The following is a 22,117-nucleotide window of genomic DNA, read 5'->3' as shown; positions in this document are numbered from 1 at the left end:
ATTTCACTCACACCCTGACATTCTTTCACTTTTTTTTAACGCAGAAGTGGCTAGAGTAAACTCATCCGACCACTTAACTGTGAGTGACTATCATGTCCGTCAATCCTGATTATCCTGCGCTGTTTACGCCGCTGGATCTTGGCTTTACTCAACTGAAAAACCGCTTTCTGATGGGATCGATGCACACCGGTCTGGAAGAGCATCCGGATGGCGCAGCCCGGCTGGCGGCGTTCTATGGCGAGCGGGCGCGTGAAGGCGTCGCGCTGATCGTCACCGGCGGCATTGCGCCCAATGCGCAGGGTGTCACCACCGCGCATGGCGCGATGCTTACCGATGAGGCGCAGTGCAGCTGGCATCGTCAGATCACGGCGGCGGTGCATCAGCATCAGGGCAAAATCGCCCTGCAGATCCTGCATACCGGCCGTTACAGCTATCAGCCCGATCTGGTTGCGCCTTCGGCACGTCAGGCCCCGATTAACCCGTTCACGCCACAGGCGATGAGTGAGGCGGCGATTGAACAGACCATTGAGGACTTTGCCCGCTGTGCCCGTCTGGCGCAGCAGGCGGGCTACGATGGCGTGGAGATTATGGGTTCCGAAGGCTACCTGATTAATCAGTTTCTGGTGAAGCACACCAATCAGCGCACCGATCGCTGGGGCGGCGACTTCCGCCAGCGGATGCAGTTCGCGCTGGCAATTACCCGCGCGGTGCGTGCCGCAACCGGCGACGCCTTTATCATCATCTTCCGGCTGTCGATGCTCGACCTGATCGAAGAGGGCAGCACGCTGGAGGAGACGCTGCTGCTGGCGGGCGAGCTGGAGCAGTGTGGCGTCACGCTGTTCAATACCGGCATTGGCTGGCACGAGGCGCGCATCCCGACCATCGCTACCTGCGTGCCGCGCGCAGCCTTTGCCTGGGTAACGCAGCGCCTGCGAGCCCACGTGTCTGTGCCGGTGATCGCCACCAACCGCATTAACCACCCCGCCGTTGCCGAAGAGCTGTTGCAGTCGGGCTGCACCGATATGGTCTCGATGGCGCGCCCTTTCCTCGCCGATCCTGCTTTTGTCAGCAAAGCGCAGCGCGGTGAACCCGACAGCATTAACACCTGCATTGCCTGTAACCAGGCCTGCCTCGACCAGGTGTTTGCCGGGAAGATCACCTCCTGTCTGGTCAATCCGCGCGCCTGTCATGAGTCGCTGATGCCGGTCATTGCCACCATCGCACCGCGCAGGCTGGCGGTGGTAGGTGCCGGTCCCGCCGGAATGGCGTTTGCGTTGCAGGCAGCGCAGCGCGGTCATCAGGTGACGCTCTATGAAGCCGCGCCCGACATTGGCGGCCAGTTCAATATTGCCCGGCAGATTCCCGGCAAATCTGAGTTCAGCGAAACCCTGCGCTATTTCCGCAATCAGCTGGCGGCAGCGGGCGTGACGGTTAAAACCGGCTGTCGGGTCACGGCGGATCAGCTGTGTGACGCCGATGAAGTGGTGCTGGCAACCGGCATCCAGCCGCGCACGCCCGATATTCCGGGCATCGATCATCCCAGCGTGCTCAGCTATCTTGAGGTGCTGCGCGATAAGCGCCCGGTGGGTAAACGGGTAGCGATTATCGGCGCGGGCGGGATTGGCTTTGATGTGGCGGAGTATCTGTCACAGCCTTCCCATGACGAGGATCGGGCGGCATTTTACGCCGAATGGGGCATCGACCACAGCCTGACGCAGCGCGGTGGCATCGTGAAACCTGAGCCGCCTGCCGCGTTACGGCAAATCTGGCTGCTGCAGCGCAGGACGGGGAAACCCGGTGCCGGCCTGGCAAAAACCACCGGCTGGATCCATCGCGCCAGTCTGCAGGCGCGCGGCGTGGAGATGTGGGGCGGCGTGGAGTATCTGGCGATTGATGACAGCGGCCTGCATCTGCGGCGCAACGGCGAAACGCTGCTGCTGGCGGTGGATAACGTCATTATCTGTGCCGGACAGGAGCCGCAGCGCGAACTGGAAGCCGCGCTGCGTGCACAGGGACAGGTGGTGACGGTTATAGGTGGGGCAGACGTAGCGCAGGAGCTGGATGCGCGCCGCGCGATTGCGCAGGCGACGCAGCTGGCGTTAACGGTCTGACTAGCGCATTTTCACCGCGCGCAGCACCACAAACTTCTGGTTAGAGGCGATCAGCGTGCAGTTGCCGAACAGCTTCTTCAGCTTGTGGTGATAATCGAGGTGGCGGTTGCCGACAATGCGCAACTCGCCGCCATACTGAAGGCAGCGTTTCGCATCGCGGAACATCTGCCATGCCAGATGATCGGTGACGGCGTGCTGTTGATGGAACGGCGGGTTGCACAGCACCGCATGCAGCCGATCTGACGGATAGCCGCTCAGCACGTTGTTCACCAGGAACTGGCAGCGCGACAGATCGTCAGGGCGGTTTACTTCCACGTTAAGCTTGCTGGAGGCGACCGCCATATAAGACTCATCAAGGAAATGCACTTCGGCCTGCGGATTCTGCTCCAGCGCCACCAGCCCTACCACGCCGTTGCCACAGCCCAGATCGACAATCTCACCCTCAATGTTTTCCGGCAGATGCTGCACAAACAGCCGTGCGCCGATATCCAGCGACGAACGTGAGAAGACGTTGGCGTAGTTGTGAATCTGGTAAGGGGTGCCATCCAGCGGCCAGACCAGCGTCGGCGTCGCCTCACGCAGTGCAGGCTTGCTGAACTGGCTGAAAATCAGACGCGCTTTTTTCCACGCCAGTGAGGTTTTAGTTTCACCGATGATCTGTTCGAACAGCTGCAGAGTCGAGTTATGGATCTCTTTGGCGCGCGCCGCCGCCAGAATCACCGTATCAGGTGTGACGACTTCGCGAATGGCACGCAGCTGATGCTCAAGCAGCGCCAGCGTTTTCGGTATCTTAATCAGCACCGCCGCCGGAGCCGCCGGCAGTTCAGCCAGGCTATCAACAAAATGTACGTCGCTGTCATCCAGCCCATTAAAGGAAAGGTTCTGACGGGCGGCCTGCTGGCTGAGCCAGGAGTCGCTGACGTGCCAGACGGTGCGTGGACTCAGGGCGCAGGTTAATGCCCCGAAACTGTCGTTGAAGACCAGCACCGGTCCTCCCGGCAGCGCCTGCTGTAACAGATATTCATCAGCCGCATCCCAGGCTTGTAATGGACTTTCGTCACGCATCTGCGGGAAGCGATGCAGGATCAGTGTGCGATCGTTCAGTTCAAGTTGGCTCATGAATTCTCCGGCGTGGTACACTTTGGTTGATTTTCGCCCCAAAAACGGGGGCGCAGTATACTGTCTTTCGCCTGGAATCCCTAATGTCCTCACTGATCTACCTTCAGGGCTATCCTGCCCCTCTGCTTGAGCAGGTTCAGACGCTGATTACCCATCAGCGCTTAGGTGCGTTTCTGCAGGAACGTTATCCCGACACCCACGACGTGATGAGTGATAAAGCGCTGTATGACTACACCCAGGCGCTGAAAAGCCGCTATATGCGCAACGCACCACCGATCAGCAAAGTGATGTGGGATAACAAGATTAAGGTGATGAAACACGCACTTGGCCTGCACACGGCCATCTCACGGATTCAGGGCGGTAAACTCAAGGCGAAAGCGGAGATCCGCATCTCGACCTTTTTCCGCCTCGCGCCAGAGCCGTTTCTGCGGATGATCGTGGTGCATGAGCTGGCGCACCTGAAAGAGAAAGATCACGATAAGGCGTTCTATCAGCTCTGCTGCCATATGGAGCCGGATTACCACCAGCTCGAATTTGATGCGCGACTCTGGATGACTGACCAGGCGATGCGCGGCAACGCAGCTTAAAGAAACTCCTGCGCTTTCTGAATCAGGCTGGTTTTGGTCAGCGCCCCCAGAAAGCGTCGCTCCCGGGGATTGTTCAGCACCGGCAGTCGCTCCAGCGTGACCGCCGCAAACGCCTCCCAGCCCTCGCGCATACTCTGATTCTCAAACACCACCGGGAAATCCTGATCCATCACGCACTGCACCGGTGAATCGAGGGTGATCTCCTGCGCCAGCACCCGGCGCGAAATCTCATGAATCGACACCACGCCGAGGAAAGCGCCGGCGGCATTAATGACATAGACGTAGCGTTCACGCTTCAGCGAGCTGACCGCCAGCGCCTGCCCCACTGACTCTTCCGGCTGCAGCGCCGCACCGGGAATGATTAACTCGGCAATGCGCATGTTATCGAAATCATATTTCGCCTCTGAACGGCTGAAATGATGACTCACTACTGGATAGGTACTGGCCGATTGCAGGCGATAGACCACCATTGAAGCCAGCACGGTGGCGATCATCAGCGGGAACAGCAGGCTGCTGTTAAGCGTCATCTCCAGCACCATCAGCATCGCCATCAACGGCGCCTGACTGACTGCCGCCAGCACCGCCGCCATGCCAATCGCGGCATAAAGCAGCACATTACCCAGCGGCAGATGCAGCGCTGCCCCCACCGTGGCAATGATGACGCCAAGCAGTGCGCCAATCAGCAGCGAAGGTGTGAAGAGTCCGCCGACCGCGTTCGATCCCACCGACAGGCTGGTGGCGAGGGTTTTCAGCAACAGCAACAGCAGCAGCCCCGGCAGCAGATAGTTGCCCGCCATCACTTTGACGATGACTTCATAGCCGTTGCCGAGGATATCGGTGGAGATCAGCGCCAGTAAGCCTACCGCAAAGCCGCCCACGCCCAGACGCACGGGCAGCGAGGCAACCTGGCTGAACATCATTTTGCTACGGGCGATGCACTTAATCAGCATCCAGCCCGCCAGTCCGGCGCTCAGACCAATCACTACCGTCATCAGCAGGCTGCTGAGATCCATGGCGAAGCTCGCCTCCGCCAGCGGATAGAGCGCGCTGCGAAAGCCCAGCGTCCACATGGTCATCACCGCCGTTGCCGAGGCGATGATCAGGGGGATCAGCCGCTGCAACGCGGAAATGCCGAAGGCGATCTCCGCGACGAAAATCGCGGAGGCCAGCGGCGCATGGTAGACCGACGCGAGGCCTGCCGCGGCCGCCATCGCCACCACGTCACTGTTTTTCAGGTTAAGCGAGGACGGTAACAGGCGGCCAATCGCGCTGCCGCACAGTGCCGAGAGCTGCACCATCGGCCCCTCTTTACCGATCGACGCACCGCTGCCGATACTGGCAATCGACGACAAGGCGCGGAACAGCGAGGTTTTGGTCGGCACCGCGTCGAGCCGGGCGTTGATCACTTCAAGGTAATCCGTTTTCACCGTCTGCTGCTGCTCGATGGCTACCGCATAACGCAGGAAATAGCCCGCCAGCACCCCGCCTGCGCCCACCAGCAGCGGCCAGAAGATCCACGGCCAGAGATGCAGTGATTCGGTAATGTCGCCGCTGCGGGCAAACAGCAGATGGTTGATCAGCTCAATGACGCCGCGAAAAGCCAGCGTCACCAGCGACGCCGCACACCCGACCGGAATGGCAATCAGCAATGTGGTCCAGTTTAATGCGTGCTTACTTGCTTTCACCTGTGCTCCCTGGTTGATGCCTGTTTATTATCGCTTCCGCATAGTATTGGAATGCGGATCGCAGGATCAATCCCTGCCTGCCCGGCGCGCTTGCACCGCGTCGGTGAGATGTTACTCTGCCGCTTTACCGCTGCCGGAGAGATGACGTGATTCGTTTTGCCATTGTGGGAACAAACTGGATTACACGCCAGTTTATTGATGCCGCTCATGAAACCGGAGCGATGAAGCTCTGCGCGGTCTATTCACGCAGTCAGCAACAGGCTGACGGCTTTATTGCCGATTATCCCTGCAAACAGACCTTCACTTCACTGGACGCCCTGGCCGCCAGCCCGGAGATTGATGCGGTCTATCTTGCCAGTCCCAATGCCCTGCACTGCGAGCAGGCGCTGTTGTTTATGTCGCACGGCAAGCATGTCATTTGCGAAAAACCGCTGGCCTCGAATCTGGCGGAAGCAGAGAAGATGATCGCCTGCGCCCGTGAGCATCAGGTGGTGCTATTTGAGGCGTTTAAAACCGCCAGCCTGCCGAATTTCCTGCGGCTGCAGCAGGCGCTGCCTGACGTGGGCAAACTGCGAAAAGCGCTGCTGAATTACTGTCAGTACTCCTCACGTTATCCGCGCTATCTTAACGGCGAGAACCCCAATACCTTTGATCCGCGCTGGTCAAATGGCTCGGTGATGGATATCGGGTATTACTGCCTGGCCTCGGCGGTGGCGCTGTGGGGCGAGCCGGATCGTGTGCAGGCCACCGCGACCTTGCTGGCGAGCGGCGTGGATGCGCATGGCGTCGTCGTGCTGAGCTACGGCGACTTCGACGTGACGATCCTGCATTCAAAGGTGAGCGATTCCAGCCTGCCCAGCGAGATTCAGGGGGAGGCGGGCGCGCTGGTCATTGAAAAGCTATCGGAGTGCCAGCAGCTGACCTTTATCCCTCGCGGTGCGGAAAAGCAGGCGCTGAGCCAGCCGCAGCATATCAATACCATGCTGTATGAAGCGGCCGCATTTGCCCGGCTGGTTGAGCAGCGCCAGGTGGACCATCCGGGACTTGAGGTTTCGCGCATTACCGCCGCACTGCTGACTGAAATCCGCCGTCAGACCGGCGTGATCTTCCCGGCCGATCGGGCGGCTGTGTAAATATTTCTAAATATGTCTGCGAGGTGTTGCTTCCTGTGCGGCGAGACCGTAACTTACCCTCCTGCAAAGGGGAGTAACTTGTAAGCTGATTGATCGTCATTACGTTGCGCAAGCATCCGGTCATCAGGCAACCCGGAATCCATTTCTGTGTTGTAAGTGAGACCTTGCCGGAAGGCGAGGTTTGCTTACACAAAAATAAGCGGCTGACGTCTTCTGACTTCAGCCGTTTTTTTATTTTTAAGACAGGATACGAATATGCAAACTGTGGGTACGCCTCTACTGTGGGGCAGCTTTGCGGTTGTGGTGCTGATCATGCTGGCTATCGACCTGCTGTTGCAGGGACGCCGCGGCGCGCAGACCATGTCTTTCAAACAGGCGGCTGTCTGGTCGCTGATCTGGGTTTCTGTCTCACTGCTGTTCAGCGCCGCCTTCTGGTGGTATCTGGAGGGTAGCGCAGGACGTGAAGTGGCTAATACGCAGACGCTCGCCTTTCTGACCGGTTACGTGCTGGAAAAAGCGCTGGCGGTCGATAATGTCTTCGTCTGGCTGATGCTGTTCAGCTACTTCTCTATTCCGGCTAATCTGCAGCGCCGCGTGCTGATCTACGGCGTATTGGGCGCTATCGTACTGCGTACCATCATGATCTTCGCGGGTAGCTGGCTGGTCACGCAGTTCAGCTGGATCCTCTATGTCTTCGGTGCCTTCCTGCTGTTTACCGGCGTGAAAATGGCGCTGGCGAAAGAGGATGACGGTGCGGTCGGCGACAAGCCTGTGGTGCGCTGGCTGCGTAAGCATTTACGCATGACCGACGATCTCGACGGCGAGAAGTTCTTCACCCGCAAAAACGGCGTGCTGTTTGCGACCCCACTGCTGCTGGTGCTGATTATGGTGGAACTCAGCGACGTGATCTTTGCCGTCGACAGTATCCCGGCGATCTTCGCCGTGACCACCGACCCGTTCATCGTGCTGACCTCAAACCTGTTCGCTATCCTGGGCCTGCGTGCCATGTACTTCCTGCTGGCGAACGTGGCGGAACGTTTCTCGATGCTGAAGTATGGCCTGGCGATTGTGCTGGTGTTCATCGGCTTCAAGATGCTGATTGTCGACCTCTACCATATCCCGGTCGGGATCTCACTGGGTGTAGTCGGTGCCATTCTGGCGTCTACCCTGCTGATCAACGCCTGGGTTAACCGCAAAAGAGACCAGAAAAAGCTCGCACCATAATTACCTGCGGGGGCAGCGGATGCCCCTGTTTTATTTTGTGGCAGCCTGTCACGCCATTTCATCTCTCTGTCACACTTCCACTATCCAGCATAATAAAAACCTGACCTGTGCCACAGCGACAGAACTTTCTCTTTTCTCAGCCTGTCATTTCCTTATACTCCGCCGGGCAAACCGTTTTAGCCGATGTAAAACATCGCGTCTGAAACTACATCCGCGACAAAATATAGAAAATATTATGCAGAAAACTCTCTCCGCACGTCTGGGCACACTGCTCGCCGGAAGCCTGGTGAAGCAAATCATGATTGGGCTGATCGCCGGTGTGGCGCTCGCCTGGATTTCACACGATGCCGCGCTGGCGGTCGGTCTGCTGGGTGAACTGTTTGTCAGTGCGCTGAAAGCGGTCGCGCCATTGCTGGTTCTGGTACTGGTAATCGCTTCGATTGCCAACCACCAGCAGGGCCAGAAAACCAATATCCGGCCAATCATCATGCTCTATCTGCTGAGCACCTTTTTCGCGGCGGTCGTCGCGGTGGTCTTCAGCCATCTGATCCCGCAAACGCTGACGCTGGCGGTGGGCAGCACGGAAATCGTTCCCCCTTCCGGCATTACCGAAGTGTTGCGTGGACTGTTGATGAGCATGGTGTCGAATCCGATCACGGCTCTGATGCAGGCGAACTACATCGGCATTCTGGTATGGGCGATTGGCCTGGGGCTGGCGTTCCGTCACAGCAGTGACAGCACCCGTGCCTTTCTCAACGATGCCTCTGAGGCGGTGACCTGGCTGGTGCGCTGCGTCATCCGCTGCGCCCCGGTTGGTATTTTCGGTCTGGTGGCGTCGATTCTGGCCTCAACCGGCTTTGGCGCGCTGTGGCAATATGCCCATCTGCTGGCGCTGCTGCTGGGCTGCATGGTGTTGATGGCGCTGGTGGTAAACCCGCTGCTGGTGTTCTGGAAAATCCGTCGTAACCCCTATCCGCTGGTCTTCACCTGCCTGCGTGAAAGCGGCGTGACCGCCTTCTTTACCCGCAGTTCTGCCGCCAACATTCCGGTGAATATGGCGCTGGCGAAACGTCTGGATCTGGATGAGGATACCTATTCGGTGTCGATTCCGCTGGGCGCGACCATCAGTATGGCGGGTGCATCGATCACCATTACCGTGCTGACGCTAGCGGCGGTGCATACGCTGGGGATCAGCATTGATGTGCCGACGGCGATTCTGCTGAGTCTGGTGGCGTCACTCTGTGCCTGTGGTGCATCGGGCGTGGCGGGCGGTTCGCTGCTGCTGATCCCGGTGGCCTGCAATATGTTCGGCATTCCGAATGATCTGGCGATGCAGGTGGTGGCCGTGGGCTTTATTATCGGCGTCCTGCAGGATTCAGCGGAAACCGCGCTGAACTCCTCAACGGATATTCTGTTTACCGCCGCGGTCTGTCAGGCAGAAGCGGAGCGCGAAACCAGCCGGGCCTGATTCTGGAAGACAAAAAGACGATTAGTCGGTATATGGCCCTGGACGGCTCACAGTAAGCCTTTGCGCCTTGCCTGAACCAAGTACCGACTGAATTCGTTAACTGATTACATTTTTGAATTCAGATTTGGGTCTTACGCCTGTTTCACCCTGATAAGCCGATAACAAGAAGGTCGCTTCAATGCCTGAATCACCAGGCAATGGGTAGCCGGGCGCGACCTGACGTTTTTGGCATACTGCCTGTCCTTTAAAGCGGGCAGGATTTCAAATGGCGGACACGTTAGGGTGTGATAAACACGATATGGTTTAACGTGTGTCTTAAAACCAGCCCTTTCAGTAAGGTTTCAGATACCATCAAACAGAAAATCGAGGGCAGATTTTATCACCACCGCCTGACCGCTGATGTTCTCCACGTCTTCGCGTAGCGCCTTTTCCGGTACACTCGCCATTTCGTGGGTCATCATCACGTATTTTTGCCCCTCTATGACCAGAATTGGCGTTAGCCGTTCAGCACGTGGCCCTTTGTAGTTCTCATGCGGGAACAGAGGAATAGCCATCCGGGTTTTCCGCCGGCCAATGATATCGCTCTGAACGTCCAAAACTAATGGGTATATCTCCGCCTTCCCGGTGTTCCTGTAAACGTCAAACTGCATCAGAACGTCCTGTGTTCGTCAGAGAAAAGGCCATGCTCGTCACTGAGCTGGTTCAGATAGTCGATAGCGTCCGCGTTTTCATGTTTCCAGCGTTCTGCTGCGAGAGATTTCAGCTCTGCGCGCACCGCTTTAGCAAGTGTCTGAGAGAAGTTAATCCCTGCTTCACGCGCTTCCAGGGCCAGTTTCGTGTCGATAGTGACGTTGATGTTTTTCGTTGGTTTTGTGGCTACTTCACCCATATAAACCTCCAGCGTGCGTATTGATGTGGGTAGACTACACACATCAATAGCTCGCAAACAAGGAAAATTAAGTCCAGGCGATCGAAAAGATGTTTCTTTGTGTCTGACATTCTCTTCGCCTTAAAGCGCAGGGAATACGGGCAGAGCAGGATAAGCGGTCCGCCCCCCGGATAAAAACGCCATGAGCATTTTTTGAACAACGCAAAACGTAGGTCCTGCAACCGGCCAGATTTTATCAACGATTTGAAACGACCCGCACTCTGGCGGGTCGTTTTTGTTTAGAGCGTCACACCGCTTTTGAAAATCGCCAGCTCGCGGAAATCGTTTTTCTCATTGTTGGTCTGCTGACCGCTGGCAATTGCCACAATGCTGTCGACAAAATCTTCCAGCATCGCATCCATGCTCATCCCCTCGATCAACCGTCCGGCATTAAAGTCGATCCAGTGCGGTTTTTTCTCCGCCAGCGGCGTGTTGGTCGCCAGCTTCACCGTCGGCACAAAACCCCCATACGGTGTGCCGCGTCCGGTACTGAACAGCACCATGTGGCAACCGGCTCCGGCCAGCGCACTGGTGGCAACTGCATCATTACCCGGTGCGCTCAACAGATTCAGCCCCGGCGTTTTTAACCGCTCGCCATACTTCAGCACATCGACCACCTGGCTCTGCCCTGCTTTCTGGGTACAGCCCAGCGACTTCTCTTCCAGCGTGGTGATGCCGCCCGCTTTGTTACCCGGTGACGGGTTCTCGTAGATCGGCTGCTGGTGATCGATAAAGTACTGTTTAAAGTCGTTGATCATCGCCACCGTTTTGCCGAAGGTCTCTTCGTCGCGGCAGCGGCTCATCAGAATCCGCTCTGCGCCAAACATCTCCGGCACTTCGGTCAGCACGGTCGTGCCGCCATTAGCGATCATCTGATCTGAGAAACGCCCCAGCAGCGGGTTGGCAGTGATACCTGAAAAACCGTCTGAGCCGCCGCACTCCAGACCAAACTTCAGCTCGCTGAGCTTGCCTGGCTCGCGCCGGTCGTGGCGCATTTTTTCATACAACGCATGCAGACGCTCCAGCCCGGCTTCCACCTCGTCATCGTGCTGCTGGCAGACCATAAATTCGACCCGGTCACTTTCGAACGCGCCAAGCGTATCGCGGAAGGCATCGACCTGATTGTTCTCACAACCCAGACCAATCACCAGCACCGCGCCCGCGTTGGGATGGCGCACCATATTCTGCAGCATGGTGCGGGTGTTTTCGTGGTCCTGCCCCAGCTGCGAGCAGCCGAAGGTGTGGCTGAACAGGAATGCACCGTCAATGCCTTCTGCCTCCTGGGTCTCTTTCAGGAAACGCTGCAGGATCTGACGTGCAATCCCGTTGACGCAGCCAACGGTCGGCAGGATCCACAGCTCATTGCGGATGCCGACTTCGCCGTTAGCGCGACGGTAGATCTGCACCTCACGGTCACCCGGCTGCGGTGGCAGCGTCACAAAATCGGGCTGATACGCATAATGATCCAGATCGCTGAGATTAGTGCGGGCGTTCTGCGAATGGATGACCTCACCGGCGGCCACAGGTTGTGTGGCATGGGCAATTGGCAGCCCATATTTGATTACCAGCTCATCCTGCGCGATAGGCTTCAGGGCAAATTTATGCCCGCGTCCCACGGCCTGTTGCAGCGCCACGCTCAGTGGCGGCAGCGCTATCGTGGCGCCCGCATCCAGGTCACGTAACGCCACGGCGACGTTGTCGCGGGGATCAATTTTGATTGCATCTTGCATAGCGTTATCTCAGTTGGCTCAGCGCCTCACGCATTCCGTGAGCGATGATATTTTGCAGGTGTCGGGTAACAACCGCAGCCAGTCCGGGCTGACGGGTTAAATCTTCGCCCCAGTGTTGCGCGTCGCTGAGCACAGCGTGCACCAGCTGTTGCGGCGACATCTGGTCCGCATCAACCGCTTTCCAGCCGTCGGCGTAGCGCTGTAGCCACTGCGGCTCATCCTGTAACGGCCAGCTTTTTCCGGCTGACTCACCGCGGTAGAAAGCAATCAGCGCCGCCAGCGCAAACGTGATGTGTGTCGGCCATTCACCGGTTTGCTGATGTGCGGCAAGCAGTGGCGTCAGGAGACGGGTGCGGAATTTGGTCATGCCGTTGAGGGCAATCGACAGCAGCGCGTGACGAATGAACGGATTGCGGAAGCGCCGCTGAACCGCATCGGCAAAGGCGTGCAGTTCGTTTGTCGGCAGATCCAGCGTCGGGATCACTTCGTAACGCAGCAGGTTGTCCACAAATCCGGCAATGGCCGGATCGGCCATCGCCTCACCCACGCTCTCAATCCCGGCCAGAAACGCCACCGGCACCATCGCGGTATGCGCGCCATTAAGGATGGCCACTTTCTGCGCTTTATAGGGCGCAATGTCATCCACATGCCGGACCTGCGGCGACAGCGCCGCCAGCTTCAGCTCACTGAACAGCGCCGACGGCCCCTGAATAACAAACTGATAGTAGACTTCACCCGCCACCAGATAGCGATCTTCATAACCCAGCTCACGTTGCAGCTGCTCGCTTTCCGCCGGGAAGCCGGTAACGATGCGGTCAACCAGGGTGTTGTAGAAAGCACAGTGCTGATGAATCCAGGTTTTAAATTCGGATGGAAGATGCCAGTGATCGGCGTAGCGCAGAACCAGATCGCGCAACGCGTCGCCGTTATGGTCAATCAGCTCGCACGGCACCACCAGCCAGCCCCGATCGCTGGCCCCATTGAAGTGTGAATAGCGCGCCCACAGCAGTTGCGTCAGTTTGCCCGGGAAGCTACTGGCAGGCTGATCGGTGAGCTGGTCCGTGCCGACAAAAGTGATGCCCGCCTCAGTGGTGTTGGAAAAGACCATACGCAGGTCAGGATTCCGGGCCAGCGCCATAAATTCGCCGAACTGCTGCCAGGGCTGGATTTCACGGTTGAGGCTGCGGATCAGCCGGGTTTCGCTGACCTGCTCGCCCTGATCGTTCAGTCCGCGGATCAGCGTGGTGTAGAGGCCATCCTGCTGGTTCAGGCTGTCGCTGACTTCACGGTTGCGTGGCCGCACCACCACGATCCCGGCATCGGTGCCCTGATGTTCATTCAGCCAGTCAATCTGCCAGTCGATAAAGGCGCGCAGGAAATTGCCTTCGCCAAACTGGATCACCCGGTCGCGATAGACTGCACCGGGAAAGTCGTGGCGGTTTAGCCTTTTCATTATCAGGCTCCCAGCTCGATACCGAAGTAATCGCGGGCGTTGTTAAAGCAGATGTTCTGTACCATCTGACCTAACAGCGCTTCATCGGCGGGGGCTTCACCCTGCTCTACCCAGCGGCCAATCATCTGGCACAGCAACCGGCGGAAATATTCGTGGCGGGTGTAGGAGAGGAAGCTGCGGCTGTCGGTCAGCATCCCGACGAAGCGGCTCAGCAGGCCAATCTGCGCCAGCTGCGTCATCTGACGCTGCATACCGTCCAGCTGATCGTTGAACCACCAGGCTGAACCGAACTGCATTTTACCCGCCTGACCTTCTCCCTGGAAATTGCCCGCCATGGTGGCCAGCACTTCGTTGTCGCGCGGATTCAGGCAATAGAGGATAGTTTTCGGCAGTGCATTGTTGAGATTCTGCGCGCCCAGCAGGCGTGCCAGCGGTTCCGCCAGCGGCTGGTCGTTGATGGAGTCAAAGCCCACATCCGGCCCCAGCAGCTGATACTGGCGCGGGTTGTTATTGCGCAGTGCGCCAATGTGGTACTGCTGTACCCAGCCACGGCGGGCATATTCGCTGCCCAGCCAGACCAGTACCGCCGTTTTAAACTGGGCCGTTTCCTGCGGGTTCGGCGCGGCACCGCTACGACGACGCGCCAGGATTGCATCCAGCGTGGCGTCATCCGCCTCGGCATAACAGACCACATCCAGCGCGTGATCGGAAACTTTACAGCCGTGAGCCGCAAAGTGATCCAGCCGCTGATATAGTGCGCGGCGCAGATCGTCAAAACGCTGCATGCTGATGTCGGTCAGCTGCTCCAGCATCGCGATCCACGGCAGGAAGGTGTCGGCTTCGATATTAAAGGCTTTGTCCGGACGCCAGCTCGGCAGCACCTTGACGCTGAAGCTGGCATCGTCTGCCAGTGCGCGGTGATGGCGCAGGTCATCCAGTGGATCGTCGGTGGTGCCGACCATCTTCACCTTCATCTGCTGCATGATGCCGCGCGTGGTAAAGCTATCCTGCGCCAGCAGTTCATTGCAGCGATGCCAGATGCTGTCGGCGGTTTTCTCAGAAAGCAGCGTATCGGTAATGCCGAAAGGCCGGCGCAATTCCAGGTGGGTCCAGTGATAAAGCGGGTTGCCGATGGTGTGCGGCACGGTGCGTGCCCAGGCATCAAATTTTTCACGATCGCTGGCGTTACCGGTACAGAACGCTTCAGCCACACCGTTGGCGCGCATTGCCCGCCATTTGTAGTGATCGCCCTTCAGCCAGATGTCATAAAGGTTAGCAAAACGATAGTTTTCGGCAATCTGCTGCGGCGGTAAGTGGCAGTGATAGTCGAAAATCGGCTGATCCTTCGCGTAGTCGTGATAGAGACGACGGGCGAATTCGCTATCCAGTAAAAAATCCTCGGTCATGAAACGTGACATACAAGCTTCCTCATCGACTGAACCACTGATGGCCCAAAGTTATCATACCAATTTTAGTCCGTTACGGATTTATTTGCGATCCTGCTCACATAAACGGCGGTCCCTGACTGCCGCTATGGACGTTTCTGTCGCCCGCAGCGCGCTAAATGGCTGTCATTACGCAGGTTTCCAGTATCCCACAGTGCAGAAAGGGTTTTTGTGATGGCTCTCAACTTTTAAAGTTGTATAACAAGTTAGGCTCTCGCTCCATCATGAGGTCGTTAGAGACTCAGATAACGGCAAGGTCATAACAGGGTTGCTCACACAGAACCTGCGGGCGTGAGCAGAGCTGCATCACGTGCTGTCCCGCTCCAGATAACAACAGCGGCAAGACCGCATACAGAACTGGAAGAGGTAGAGGATGCGTAAGATCAAAGGGTTACGCTGGTACATGATTGGACTGGTGACGATCGGCACAGTGTTGGGGTATCTGACCCGTAACACCATTGCCGTGGCGGCTCCGACATTAATGTCAGAGCTGCATATCACCACGCAGCAGTACTCCTACATCATTGCGGCCTATTCAGCCTGCTACACGCTGATGCAACCGGTGGCAGGTTATGTGCTGGATCTTCTCGGCACCAAAGTCGGCTATGCCATGTTTGCCGTGTTGTGGGCAATATTCTGTGCCGCAACCGCGATGGCAGGCAGCTGGGGCGGCCTGGCTCTGGCACGTGGCGCCGTCGGTGCAGCTGAAGCAGCGATGATTCCGGCTGGACTGAAGGCAAGCAGTGAGTGGTTCCCGGCCAAAGAGCGTTCCGTCGCAGTGGGTTATTTTAATGTCGGTTCGTCTATCGGGGCGATGCTGGCTCCGCCGCTGGTGGTCTGGGCGATCGTGGCGCACAGCTGGCAGATGGCCTTTATCATGACCGGCGTACTGAGCATGGCCTGGGCGCTCTGCTGGCTGGTGTTTTACAAGCACCCGAAACAGCAGAAGAAGCTGAGCGATGAAGAGCGCGACTATATTCTCTCCGGTCAGGAAGCGCAGCATCAGACCGGCAACACCCGCAAAATGTCGGCCCTGCAGATTATCCGTAACCGCCAGTTCTGGGGCATTGCCCTGCCGCGTTTTCTGGCAGAACCGGCATGGGGTACGTTCAACGCCTGGATTCCGCTGTTCATGTTCAAGGTGTACGGCTTCAACCTGAAAGAGATTGCGATGTTCGCCTGGATGCCGATGCTGTTTGCGGATTTCGGCTGCATTCTGGGTGGCTATCTGCCGCCGCTGTTTCAGCGCTGGTTCGGCGTTAACCTGATCGTCTCCCGTAAGCTGGTGGTGACAATGGGTGCAGTGTTAATGATAGCGCCGGGCACCATCGGGCTGTTCACCAGTCCTTACGTCGCCATTGGTCTGCTGTGCGTCGGCGGGTTTGCGCATCAGGCCCTCTCTGGCGCGCTGATCACCCTGTCGTCAGACGTTTTTGGCCGCAACGAAGTTGCGACAGCTAACGGCTTAACCGGCATGGCCGCCTGGACCGCCAGCACCCTATTTGCGCTGGTTGTCGGCGCCCTGGCCGATACGCTGGGCTTCAGCCCGCTGTTTGCCGCACTGGCGGTGTTTGATCTGCTGGGTGCCGTTGTTATCTGGACGGTCCTGAAAAATAAACCGATTTCAGAGCTGAATACTGAAGCGGTTATTCCACAGGCTAGCATTGTTCGCAGTTAATCTGCCGGGCTGGCTTGCGCCAGCCCATTTCCTCGCACGCCCTGAAGTGGTATAACAACTTATCTGTCTGCTACCAGGATTGTGCTATGGACATCACTGAATCCCGTCGACTCTATCAACAGCTGGCCAGCGAGCTGAAAAGCCGCATTGAAACCGGAATCTATCCGGTGGGTGACAAACTGCCTGCTGAGCGCCTGATTGCCGAAGAGATGGAAGTGAGCCGTACCGTCGTCCGCGAAGCGATCATCATGCTGGAAGTGGAAGGCTATGTTGAGGTCCGTAAAGGTTCAGGCATTCACGTCATTGCCAGCCAGCAGCAGAATCGTATCGCCGCCACCAGCAGCCAGCTCGAGTTTGCCACCTTTGGTCCGTTTGAATTACTTCAGGCGCGCCAGCTGATTGAGAGTAACGTGGCGGAATTCGCTGCCACCCAGGTAACGCGTCAGGACATTATCGATCTGATGGCGATACAGGAAAAAGCCCGCCAGGAGGATCACTTCCGCGACTCCGAGTGGGACATGCAGTTTCATGTGCGTATTGCGCAATCCACCCAGAACAGTGCCTTAGCCGCCATCGTTGAAAAAATGTGGCTGCATCGTCTGCACAATCCCTACTGGCTTAAACTTCACGAACATATCGACCAGCGCAGCATTCTCAGCTGGTGCGACGACCACGATCAGATTCTTAAAGCGCTGATGCGTAAAGATCCCGCCGCCAGCAAACTGGCGATGTGGCAACATCTGGAAAATACTAAACAGATGCTGTTTAACGCGACGGCGGATGATTTTGAATTTAACGTGGATCGTTACATGTTTGGTGAAAATCCGGTCATCCTGCCTGATGGGTCCAATAACGCCCGCTAAACGTGCCTGAAAACACCCTGAGATGGTCAGTTAATCTGCAATAATGTCAGGTCATGTAAAGCTCCTTTTTACACGCCGTTTCACAAGGTAAAACTCCTGTTCGCCAGAGAGTTTTCCTGTCTCAGACAGGCGATTTTTGTTACAGTTATCGCCCTTTTATTACCCTTTGCGACAGGGTTTTATAAAGTCGCTGATTTAACAATCAATTCTGGAAGGATCCGGAAAACCCCGCCCAGGCTGCGCTCCTAAAATTTATAACGAAATGCCGGTCTGCGTTTAAGTCCCTGTGGGACATGTTTAACAATGATGTTCAGGAATGATTGATGGATATTTTGCAAGCGTTGCTGCATGCCCTGTGGCAACAGGACTACGAAACCCTCTCCGACCCCACGCTGGTATGGGCCATTTACGGCGTGCTGTTCATGATTTTGTTTTTAGAAAATGGCCTGCTTCCTGCCGCATTTCTGCCGGGTGACAGTCTGCTGATTCTGGTCGGCGTTCTGATTGCCAAAGGCACCATGAGTTTCCCATTAACGATTCTGGTTTTAACCACCGGAGCCAGCCTCGGCTGCTGGGTGAGCTACATTCAGGGCCGCTGGCTGGGCAATACGCCTACGGTACAGAAATGGCTTTCTCACCTTCCCGCCCAGTATCATCTGCGCGCGCACAGCATGTTCCACCGTCACGGCTTATCTGCCCTGTTGATTGGCCGCTTTATCGCCTTTGTGCGAACGCTGCTGCCGACCATCGCCGGGTTATCAGGCCTCAGCAATGCCCGCTTTCAGTTCTTCAACTGGGTGAGTGCTTTCCTCTGGGTGGTCATTCTGACCGTTATCGGCTTTGCGCTGGGTAAAACCCCCATTTTCCGTCGTTATGAAGATGAGATGATGTTCTTCCTGATGATGCTGCCGCTGGCGCTGCTGGTCTTTGGCCTGGTGGGGTCGCTGGTCGTGTTATGGCGTAAGCGTCAGGCGAATCAGAACGGGAAAGCCGAGTAATGAAACTGCTGCAGGCTATTCCTAAACGGTGGATACCGTGGTTGATTGCTGGCGCGCTTGCGCTGACCGCGCTTTGTGTGGTTCCTCCTCTGATGCAGCACGAGACGGTGGTGCAGATTCGGGTTTCTCATGCTGGCGCAACGCTGCCTGATGGCTTTTATCTCTATCAGCAATTAAGCGCGCAGGGGATCCGTATCAAAAGCATCACGCCTGCGGGTGACGCACTGATCATTCATTTTGACAGTGAAGAGCAGAGCCTGGCCGCACAGAAGGTATTACGCCGCCTTCTGCCGCAGGGCTTTATCGTCGCTCAGCACGATCACGCTCAGCACCTCTCTCTGGCGTAATCTGACCCTCTCTTTGCTTTCAGACCGCCGCGGCAGGGTGTGGCGGTCTGAAAGGCTCTCTATCTCCCGGTCTTCTTTGAACTTTTTACTATCGGTGTCTATGCTTAACCGAGAGTCGATTTTCAGCACCTGCAGGCATAATGCCTGACGCGTGATGACGAATCAGGTCGCAATGGAAGGTTCAGGACCGATGAAATATCAAGTATTGCTGGGCGTCGCGCTGCTTTCGCTGTCGGGTTCGCTGCTGGCAGCAGAATCGCTTTGTGAACAGAAAGAACAGGATATTCAGCGTGAAATCGGGATGGCGCAGAAGCATAACAACCAGCGCCGGGTTAACGGCCTGGAGCGCGCGCTGACCGAAGTCCGGGCTGATTGCAGCGATAAAAAGCTGGAAGCCGCCCATCTGGAAAGAATTAATGCTCAGAAGCAGAAAGTGGCTGAGCGTGAGCACGCACTCAGGGAAGAGCGTGAAGAGGGCCATGACAGGGAGAAGATTGCCAAACGACAACAAAAACTGGATGAAGCGCGCCGGGAGCTGAAAAAGTTACAGGCGGAGCCCTATTAATCGGAATTAACCAACTGATGTTAAAGGAGTATTTTATGTCTAAAGACACATCATCGGAACATTTGCGTGCTGAACTGAAAAACCTTGCCGACACCCTGGAAGAAGTGCTGAGCAGCAGCACCGAAAAATCCAAAGGCGAGCTGGATAAACTTCGCAGTAAAGCGCGTGATGCGCTGGACAGCTCACGTGAGCGTCTGGGCGAATCAGGCGAGCGCATCGCAGCGACTACGCGCGAAGCGGCGCAGAAAGCCGAAGGCTACGTGCGTGAGAATCCATGGCATGGTGTGGGTATCGCTGCAGCGATTGGCGTCGCACTCGGCATGCTCATTTCGCGTCGCTAACCATGGCCGACTCACAGCAGAACCACGGCCCGGCTAAAGGGGTCATTAACATCGGCCAGCGTATCGTTACCACGCTGGTTGGCATGGTTGAGACACGCGTTCGTCTGGCAGTAGTGGAACTGGAGCATGAGAAAGCGAATCTGATACAGATGCTGTTGATGATTGGCCTGACAATGCTGTTCACTGCATTTGGTCTGATGAGCCTGATGGTCCTGATCATCTGGGCAGTCGATGCACAATATCGTCTGATGGCGATTGGCATCACGACCGGTACGCTGTTTTTGCTGGCGGTTATTTTCGGGCTCTGGACGCTTCACAAATCACGTCAGTCCACGCTGTTGCACCATACGCGCAAAGAGCTGGAAACAGACCGTAATTTGCTTGAGGACCAGCGCTGATGAGCCGCCGCGAGCGTGAAGAACGCATCCATGAACTGCTTAAGCATGTGCAGCAGCAGCGGCTGGATTTAAGCGCTGCGCGGCGTGACTGGCTGGAAGGCACCGCCCACTACGATCGCGGCTGGTTTACTTTCCTCAGCTTACGTCGCTATCTGGCCATTGGCAGCAGCGCGCTCGCCGTTTACTCCATTCGCAGTCCGAGCAAGCTGTTGCGCTGGGCGAAGCGGGGATTCGGTGCCTGGAGCACCTGGCGCATGATCAAGTCTGCTCTTCCCCCGCGTTAATCCCGCTTAAAGCCGGTCCTGAAAAGGCCGGCTTTTCTTCTTCAGAATTTCTGAAGAACACTGACAGTATATCTCGCTTACAACCTTTCCACGCCGCGATTATCATCTCCAGCTATCAACCCAATGAATGCAGAACTGCTTTCAGCGGGCATAAACCCTGCGGGCAGCTTGCCCTGCATCCCTGATAGCGCTGGAGTAAATGATGAAAAAATTCGAAGACGTTGGTTTATTAGTGGCTCGTATCCTGATGCCAATCCTGTTCATTACGGCCGGCTGGGGCAAAATCACCGGTTATGCAGGTACTCAGCAATATATGGAAGCGATGGGCGTCCCTGGCTTTATGCTGCCACTGGTTATCCTGCTGGAGTTTGGCGGCGGTCTGGCGATTCTGTTTGGTTTCCTGACCCGTTTTACTGCCCTGTTCACTGCCGGCTTCACCATCCTGACCGCGTTTCTGTTTCACAGTAACTTCGCAGAAGGCGTAAACCAGCTGATGTTCATGAAGAACCTCTCTATCGCAGGTGGTTTCCTGGTGTTAGGTCTGGTGGGCCCGGGTGCATACAGCCTTGATCGCCTGATCAGCAAAAGAAAACCACAGGCATCAATTGCGCGCTAATCTCACATAAAGCGTATTGCCACATATACTTAACAGGGCGGGGACATTTCCCCGCCCTGCTTGCATTGGAGCCATTATGGGACAGTTAATTGACGGTGTCTGGCATGACACCTGGTACGACACCAAATCTACCGGCGGACGTTTCAAGCGTTCAGAATCGGCTTTTCGCAACTGGGTAACGTCGGATGGCAGCGCCGGTCCGGTCGGTAAAGCGGGATTTGCCGCTGAGCGCGATCGCTATCATCTTTATGTCTCGCTGGCCTGCCCCTGGGCGCACCGCACGCTGCTGATGCGTCAGCTGAAAGGTCTGGACAGCATGATCGATGTCTCCGTGGTAAATCCACTGATGCTGGAGAATGGCTGGACGTTCGATGACACCTTCCAGGATGCGACCGGCGATAAGCTCTACCAGAACGAGTTCCTTTATCAGCTCTATCTGCACGCCGACCCGCAATACAGTGGCCGCGTTACTGTGCCGGTATTGTGGGACAAGCAGCAGAACACCATCGTCAGCAATGAATCAGCGGATATCATCCGCATGTTCAACAGTGCGTTTGATGCGGTGGGCGCCCGTGCCGGTGACTACTATCCCGTTGCGCTGCGTGAAAAGATTGATGAGCTGAATGGCTGGATTTACGACACCGTGAATAACGGCGTCTATAAATCGGGCTTCGCCACGTCGCAATCCGCGTACGATGAGGCCGTCACTGCGCTGTTCCATTCGCTGTCACGGCTGGAGCAGATCCTGGGCCAGCATCGCTATCTCACCGGCGATCAATTGACCGAAGCGGATCTACGTTTGTGGACCACGCTGGTGCGCTTTGATCCGGTCTATGTGACCCACTTCAAATGCGATCGTCACCGGATCGGTGACTACAGAAACCTCAGCGGTTTCCTGCGTGATATCTATCAGATGCCGGGCATTGCGGAGACGGTCAATCTGCCGCATATCCGTCATCACTACTACTGCAGCCACAAGACCATCAACCCGAGCGGCGTCATTTCGCTGGGCCCGGCGTTTGACTGGGATGAACCGCACGGCCGCGGTTAAATGTTGTTAGCGCCAAAAAGCAAAAACCCCGCCGAGGCGGGGTTTCTGGTAAAAAGTCGACGCTGACCGTTAAGCCGCGTTCTTTTCATAGAG

22 protein-coding genes are annotated in these 22,117 nt (G+C 56.6%); 15 read left to right on the top strand and 7 right to left on the bottom strand.

The genetic code is table 11. From position 1 onward, the window contains the following. The first annotated feature begins 92 nt into the window (after window positions 1-92). Complete coding sequence (locus IBT54_RS16215; protein ID WP_201252465.1) at window positions 93-2,111, top strand: NADPH-dependent 2,4-dienoyl-CoA reductase; 2,019 nt, start codon at window positions 93-95, stop codon at window positions 2,109-2,111. Here the strand turns inward: IBT54_RS16215 and rlmG are convergent, their stop codons facing one another. Next, window positions 2,112-3,230, bottom strand: a complete 1,119-nt coding sequence (gene rlmG, locus IBT54_RS16210) for a 23S rRNA (guanine(1835)-N(2))-methyltransferase RlmG (RefSeq protein WP_013359119.1) — start codon at window positions 3,228-3,230, stop codon at window positions 2,112-2,114. 83 nt (window positions 3,231-3,313) lie between these two features. On the opposite strand from rlmG, the gene IBT54_RS16205 reads away from it, so the two are divergent. After that, the gene (locus IBT54_RS16205; protein WP_201252464.1) at window positions 3,314-3,817 is read left to right on the top strand and encodes a M48 family metallopeptidase; all 504 of its coding nucleotides are present in this window, start codon (window positions 3,314-3,316) and stop codon (window positions 3,815-3,817) included. Here the strand turns inward: IBT54_RS16205 and IBT54_RS16200 are convergent. Continuing rightward, a complete protein-coding gene (locus IBT54_RS16200) occupies window positions 3,814-5,502 on the bottom strand; it encodes a chloride channel protein (RefSeq protein ID WP_201252463.1) in 1,689 nt (562 codons plus the stop codon). The two genes, IBT54_RS16205 and IBT54_RS16200, sit on opposite strands and share 4 nt — an antisense overlap. Window positions 5,503-5,648: 146 nt before the next feature. On the opposite strand from IBT54_RS16200, the gene IBT54_RS16195 reads away from it, so the two are divergent. The 3 genes from IBT54_RS16195 to sstT all read left to right on the top strand — a co-directional run bounded on the left by IBT54_RS16195 (window position 5,649) and on the right by sstT (window position 9,327). Further along, a complete protein-coding gene (locus IBT54_RS16195; protein ID WP_201252462.1) occupies window positions 5,649-6,635 on the top strand; it encodes a Gfo/Idh/MocA family protein in 987 nt (328 codons plus the stop codon). A 255-nt stretch (window positions 6,636-6,890) separates the two neighbouring features. After that, entirely contained in the window at window positions 6,891-7,859 is a 969-nt protein-coding gene (locus IBT54_RS16190; protein WP_013359123.1) for a TerC family protein, read from the top strand. Window positions 7,860-8,094: 235 nt separating this feature from the next. Then, entirely contained in the window at window positions 8,095-9,327 is a 1,233-nt protein-coding gene (gene sstT, locus IBT54_RS16185; RefSeq protein WP_033784084.1) for a serine/threonine transporter SstT, read from the top strand. A gap of 341 nt (window positions 9,328-9,668) precedes the next feature. On the opposite strand, the gene IBT54_RS16180 is transcribed toward sstT, so the two are convergent. The 5 genes from IBT54_RS16180 to uxaC all read right to left on the bottom strand — a co-directional run bounded on the left by IBT54_RS16180 (window position 9,669) and on the right by uxaC (window position 14,856). Continuing rightward, entirely contained in the window at window positions 9,669-9,977 is a 309-nt protein-coding gene (locus tag IBT54_RS16180; RefSeq protein ID WP_041457112.1) for a CcdB family protein, read from the bottom strand. Further along, window positions 9,977-10,216 carry a type II toxin-antitoxin system CcdA family antitoxin gene (locus IBT54_RS16175; protein ID WP_013359125.1) on the bottom strand — a complete coding sequence of 80 codons (240 nt, stop codon included), beginning with the start codon at window positions 10,214-10,216 and terminating at the stop codon, window positions 9,977-9,979. Before IBT54_RS16175 ends, IBT54_RS16180 begins: the two co-directional genes overlap by 1 nt. A 278-nt stretch (window positions 10,217-10,494) precedes the next feature. After that, window positions 10,495-11,985, bottom strand: a complete 1,491-nt coding sequence (locus IBT54_RS16170) for a UxaA family hydrolase (protein ID WP_095706632.1) — start codon at window positions 11,983-11,985, stop codon at window positions 10,495-10,497. Between the two features lie 4 nt (window positions 11,986-11,989). Then, window positions 11,990-13,438, bottom strand: coding sequence for a tagaturonate reductase (locus IBT54_RS16165; RefSeq protein WP_195857655.1), 1,449 nt, complete (start codon window positions 13,436-13,438; stop codon window positions 11,990-11,992). 2 nt (window positions 13,439-13,440) lie between these two features. Further along, window positions 13,441-14,856 (bottom strand): glucuronate isomerase, encoded by a 1,416-nt coding sequence (gene uxaC / locus IBT54_RS16160; protein ID WP_201252461.1) that lies wholly within the window; start codon window positions 14,854-14,856, stop codon window positions 13,441-13,443. Window positions 14,857-15,256: 400 nt separating this feature from the next. Between uxaC and IBT54_RS16155 the strand changes: the two genes are divergently transcribed. The 10 genes from IBT54_RS16155 to IBT54_RS16110 all read left to right on the top strand — a co-directional run bounded on the left by IBT54_RS16155 (window position 15,257) and on the right by IBT54_RS16110 (window position 22,024). After that, a complete protein-coding gene (locus tag IBT54_RS16155; protein WP_095706629.1) occupies window positions 15,257-16,561 on the top strand; it encodes an MFS transporter in 1,305 nt (434 codons plus the stop codon). A gap of 86 nt (window positions 16,562-16,647) precedes the next feature. Continuing rightward, the gene (exuR, locus tag IBT54_RS16150; RefSeq protein ID WP_013359130.1) at window positions 16,648-17,424 is read left to right on the top strand and encodes a transcriptional regulator ExuR; all 777 of its coding nucleotides are present in this window, start codon (window positions 16,648-16,650) and stop codon (window positions 17,422-17,424) included. Between the two features lie 323 nt (window positions 17,425-17,747). Beyond that, the gene (locus IBT54_RS16145; protein WP_003850219.1) at window positions 17,748-18,422 is read left to right on the top strand and encodes a DedA family protein; all 675 of its coding nucleotides are present in this window, start codon (window positions 17,748-17,750) and stop codon (window positions 18,420-18,422) included. Continuing rightward, window positions 18,422-18,769, top strand: a complete 348-nt coding sequence (gene mzrA / locus IBT54_RS16140) for an EnvZ/OmpR regulon moderator MzrA (RefSeq protein ID WP_013359131.1) — start codon at window positions 18,422-18,424, stop codon at window positions 18,767-18,769. The genes IBT54_RS16145 and mzrA overlap by 1 nt, the downstream gene beginning before the upstream one ends. 190 nt (window positions 18,770-18,959) lie before the next feature. After that, the gene (locus tag IBT54_RS16135; protein WP_033784674.1) at window positions 18,960-19,334 is read left to right on the top strand and encodes a DUF1090 domain-containing protein; all 375 of its coding nucleotides are present in this window, start codon (window positions 18,960-18,962) and stop codon (window positions 19,332-19,334) included. Between the two features lie 35 nt (window positions 19,335-19,369). After that, a complete protein-coding gene (locus IBT54_RS16130) occupies window positions 19,370-19,675 on the top strand; it encodes a YqjD family protein (protein WP_201252460.1) in 306 nt (101 codons plus the stop codon). Window positions 19,676-19,677: 2 nt separating this feature from the next. Then, the gene (locus IBT54_RS16125; RefSeq protein WP_201252459.1) at window positions 19,678-20,073 is read left to right on the top strand and encodes a phage holin family protein; all 396 of its coding nucleotides are present in this window, start codon (window positions 19,678-19,680) and stop codon (window positions 20,071-20,073) included. Then, window positions 20,073-20,357, top strand: coding sequence for a YqjK-like family protein (locus tag IBT54_RS16120; protein ID WP_033733988.1), 285 nt, complete (start codon window positions 20,073-20,075; stop codon window positions 20,355-20,357). Before IBT54_RS16125 ends, IBT54_RS16120 begins: the two co-directional genes overlap by 1 nt. A gap of 202 nt (window positions 20,358-20,559) precedes the next feature. Continuing rightward, window positions 20,560-20,973: a DoxX family protein gene (locus IBT54_RS16115; RefSeq protein ID WP_013359135.1), complete on the top strand. Its 414-nt coding sequence runs from the start codon at window positions 20,560-20,562 to the stop codon at window positions 20,971-20,973. A 76-nt stretch (window positions 20,974-21,049) separates the two neighbouring features. Beyond that, window positions 21,050-22,024 (top strand): glutathione S-transferase family protein, encoded by a 975-nt coding sequence (locus IBT54_RS16110; RefSeq protein ID WP_201252458.1) that lies wholly within the window; start codon window positions 21,050-21,052, stop codon window positions 22,022-22,024. Window positions 22,025-22,117 lie beyond the last annotated feature (93 nt).

This window comes from Pantoea sp. S62, assembly GCF_016658625.1.
Classification (GTDB): domain Bacteria; phylum Pseudomonadota; class Gammaproteobacteria; order Enterobacterales; family Enterobacteriaceae; genus Pantoea; species Pantoea vagans.
The sequence above is the reverse complement of the archived record's forward strand: the minus strand, read 5'-3'. Positions and strand labels throughout refer to the sequence as shown.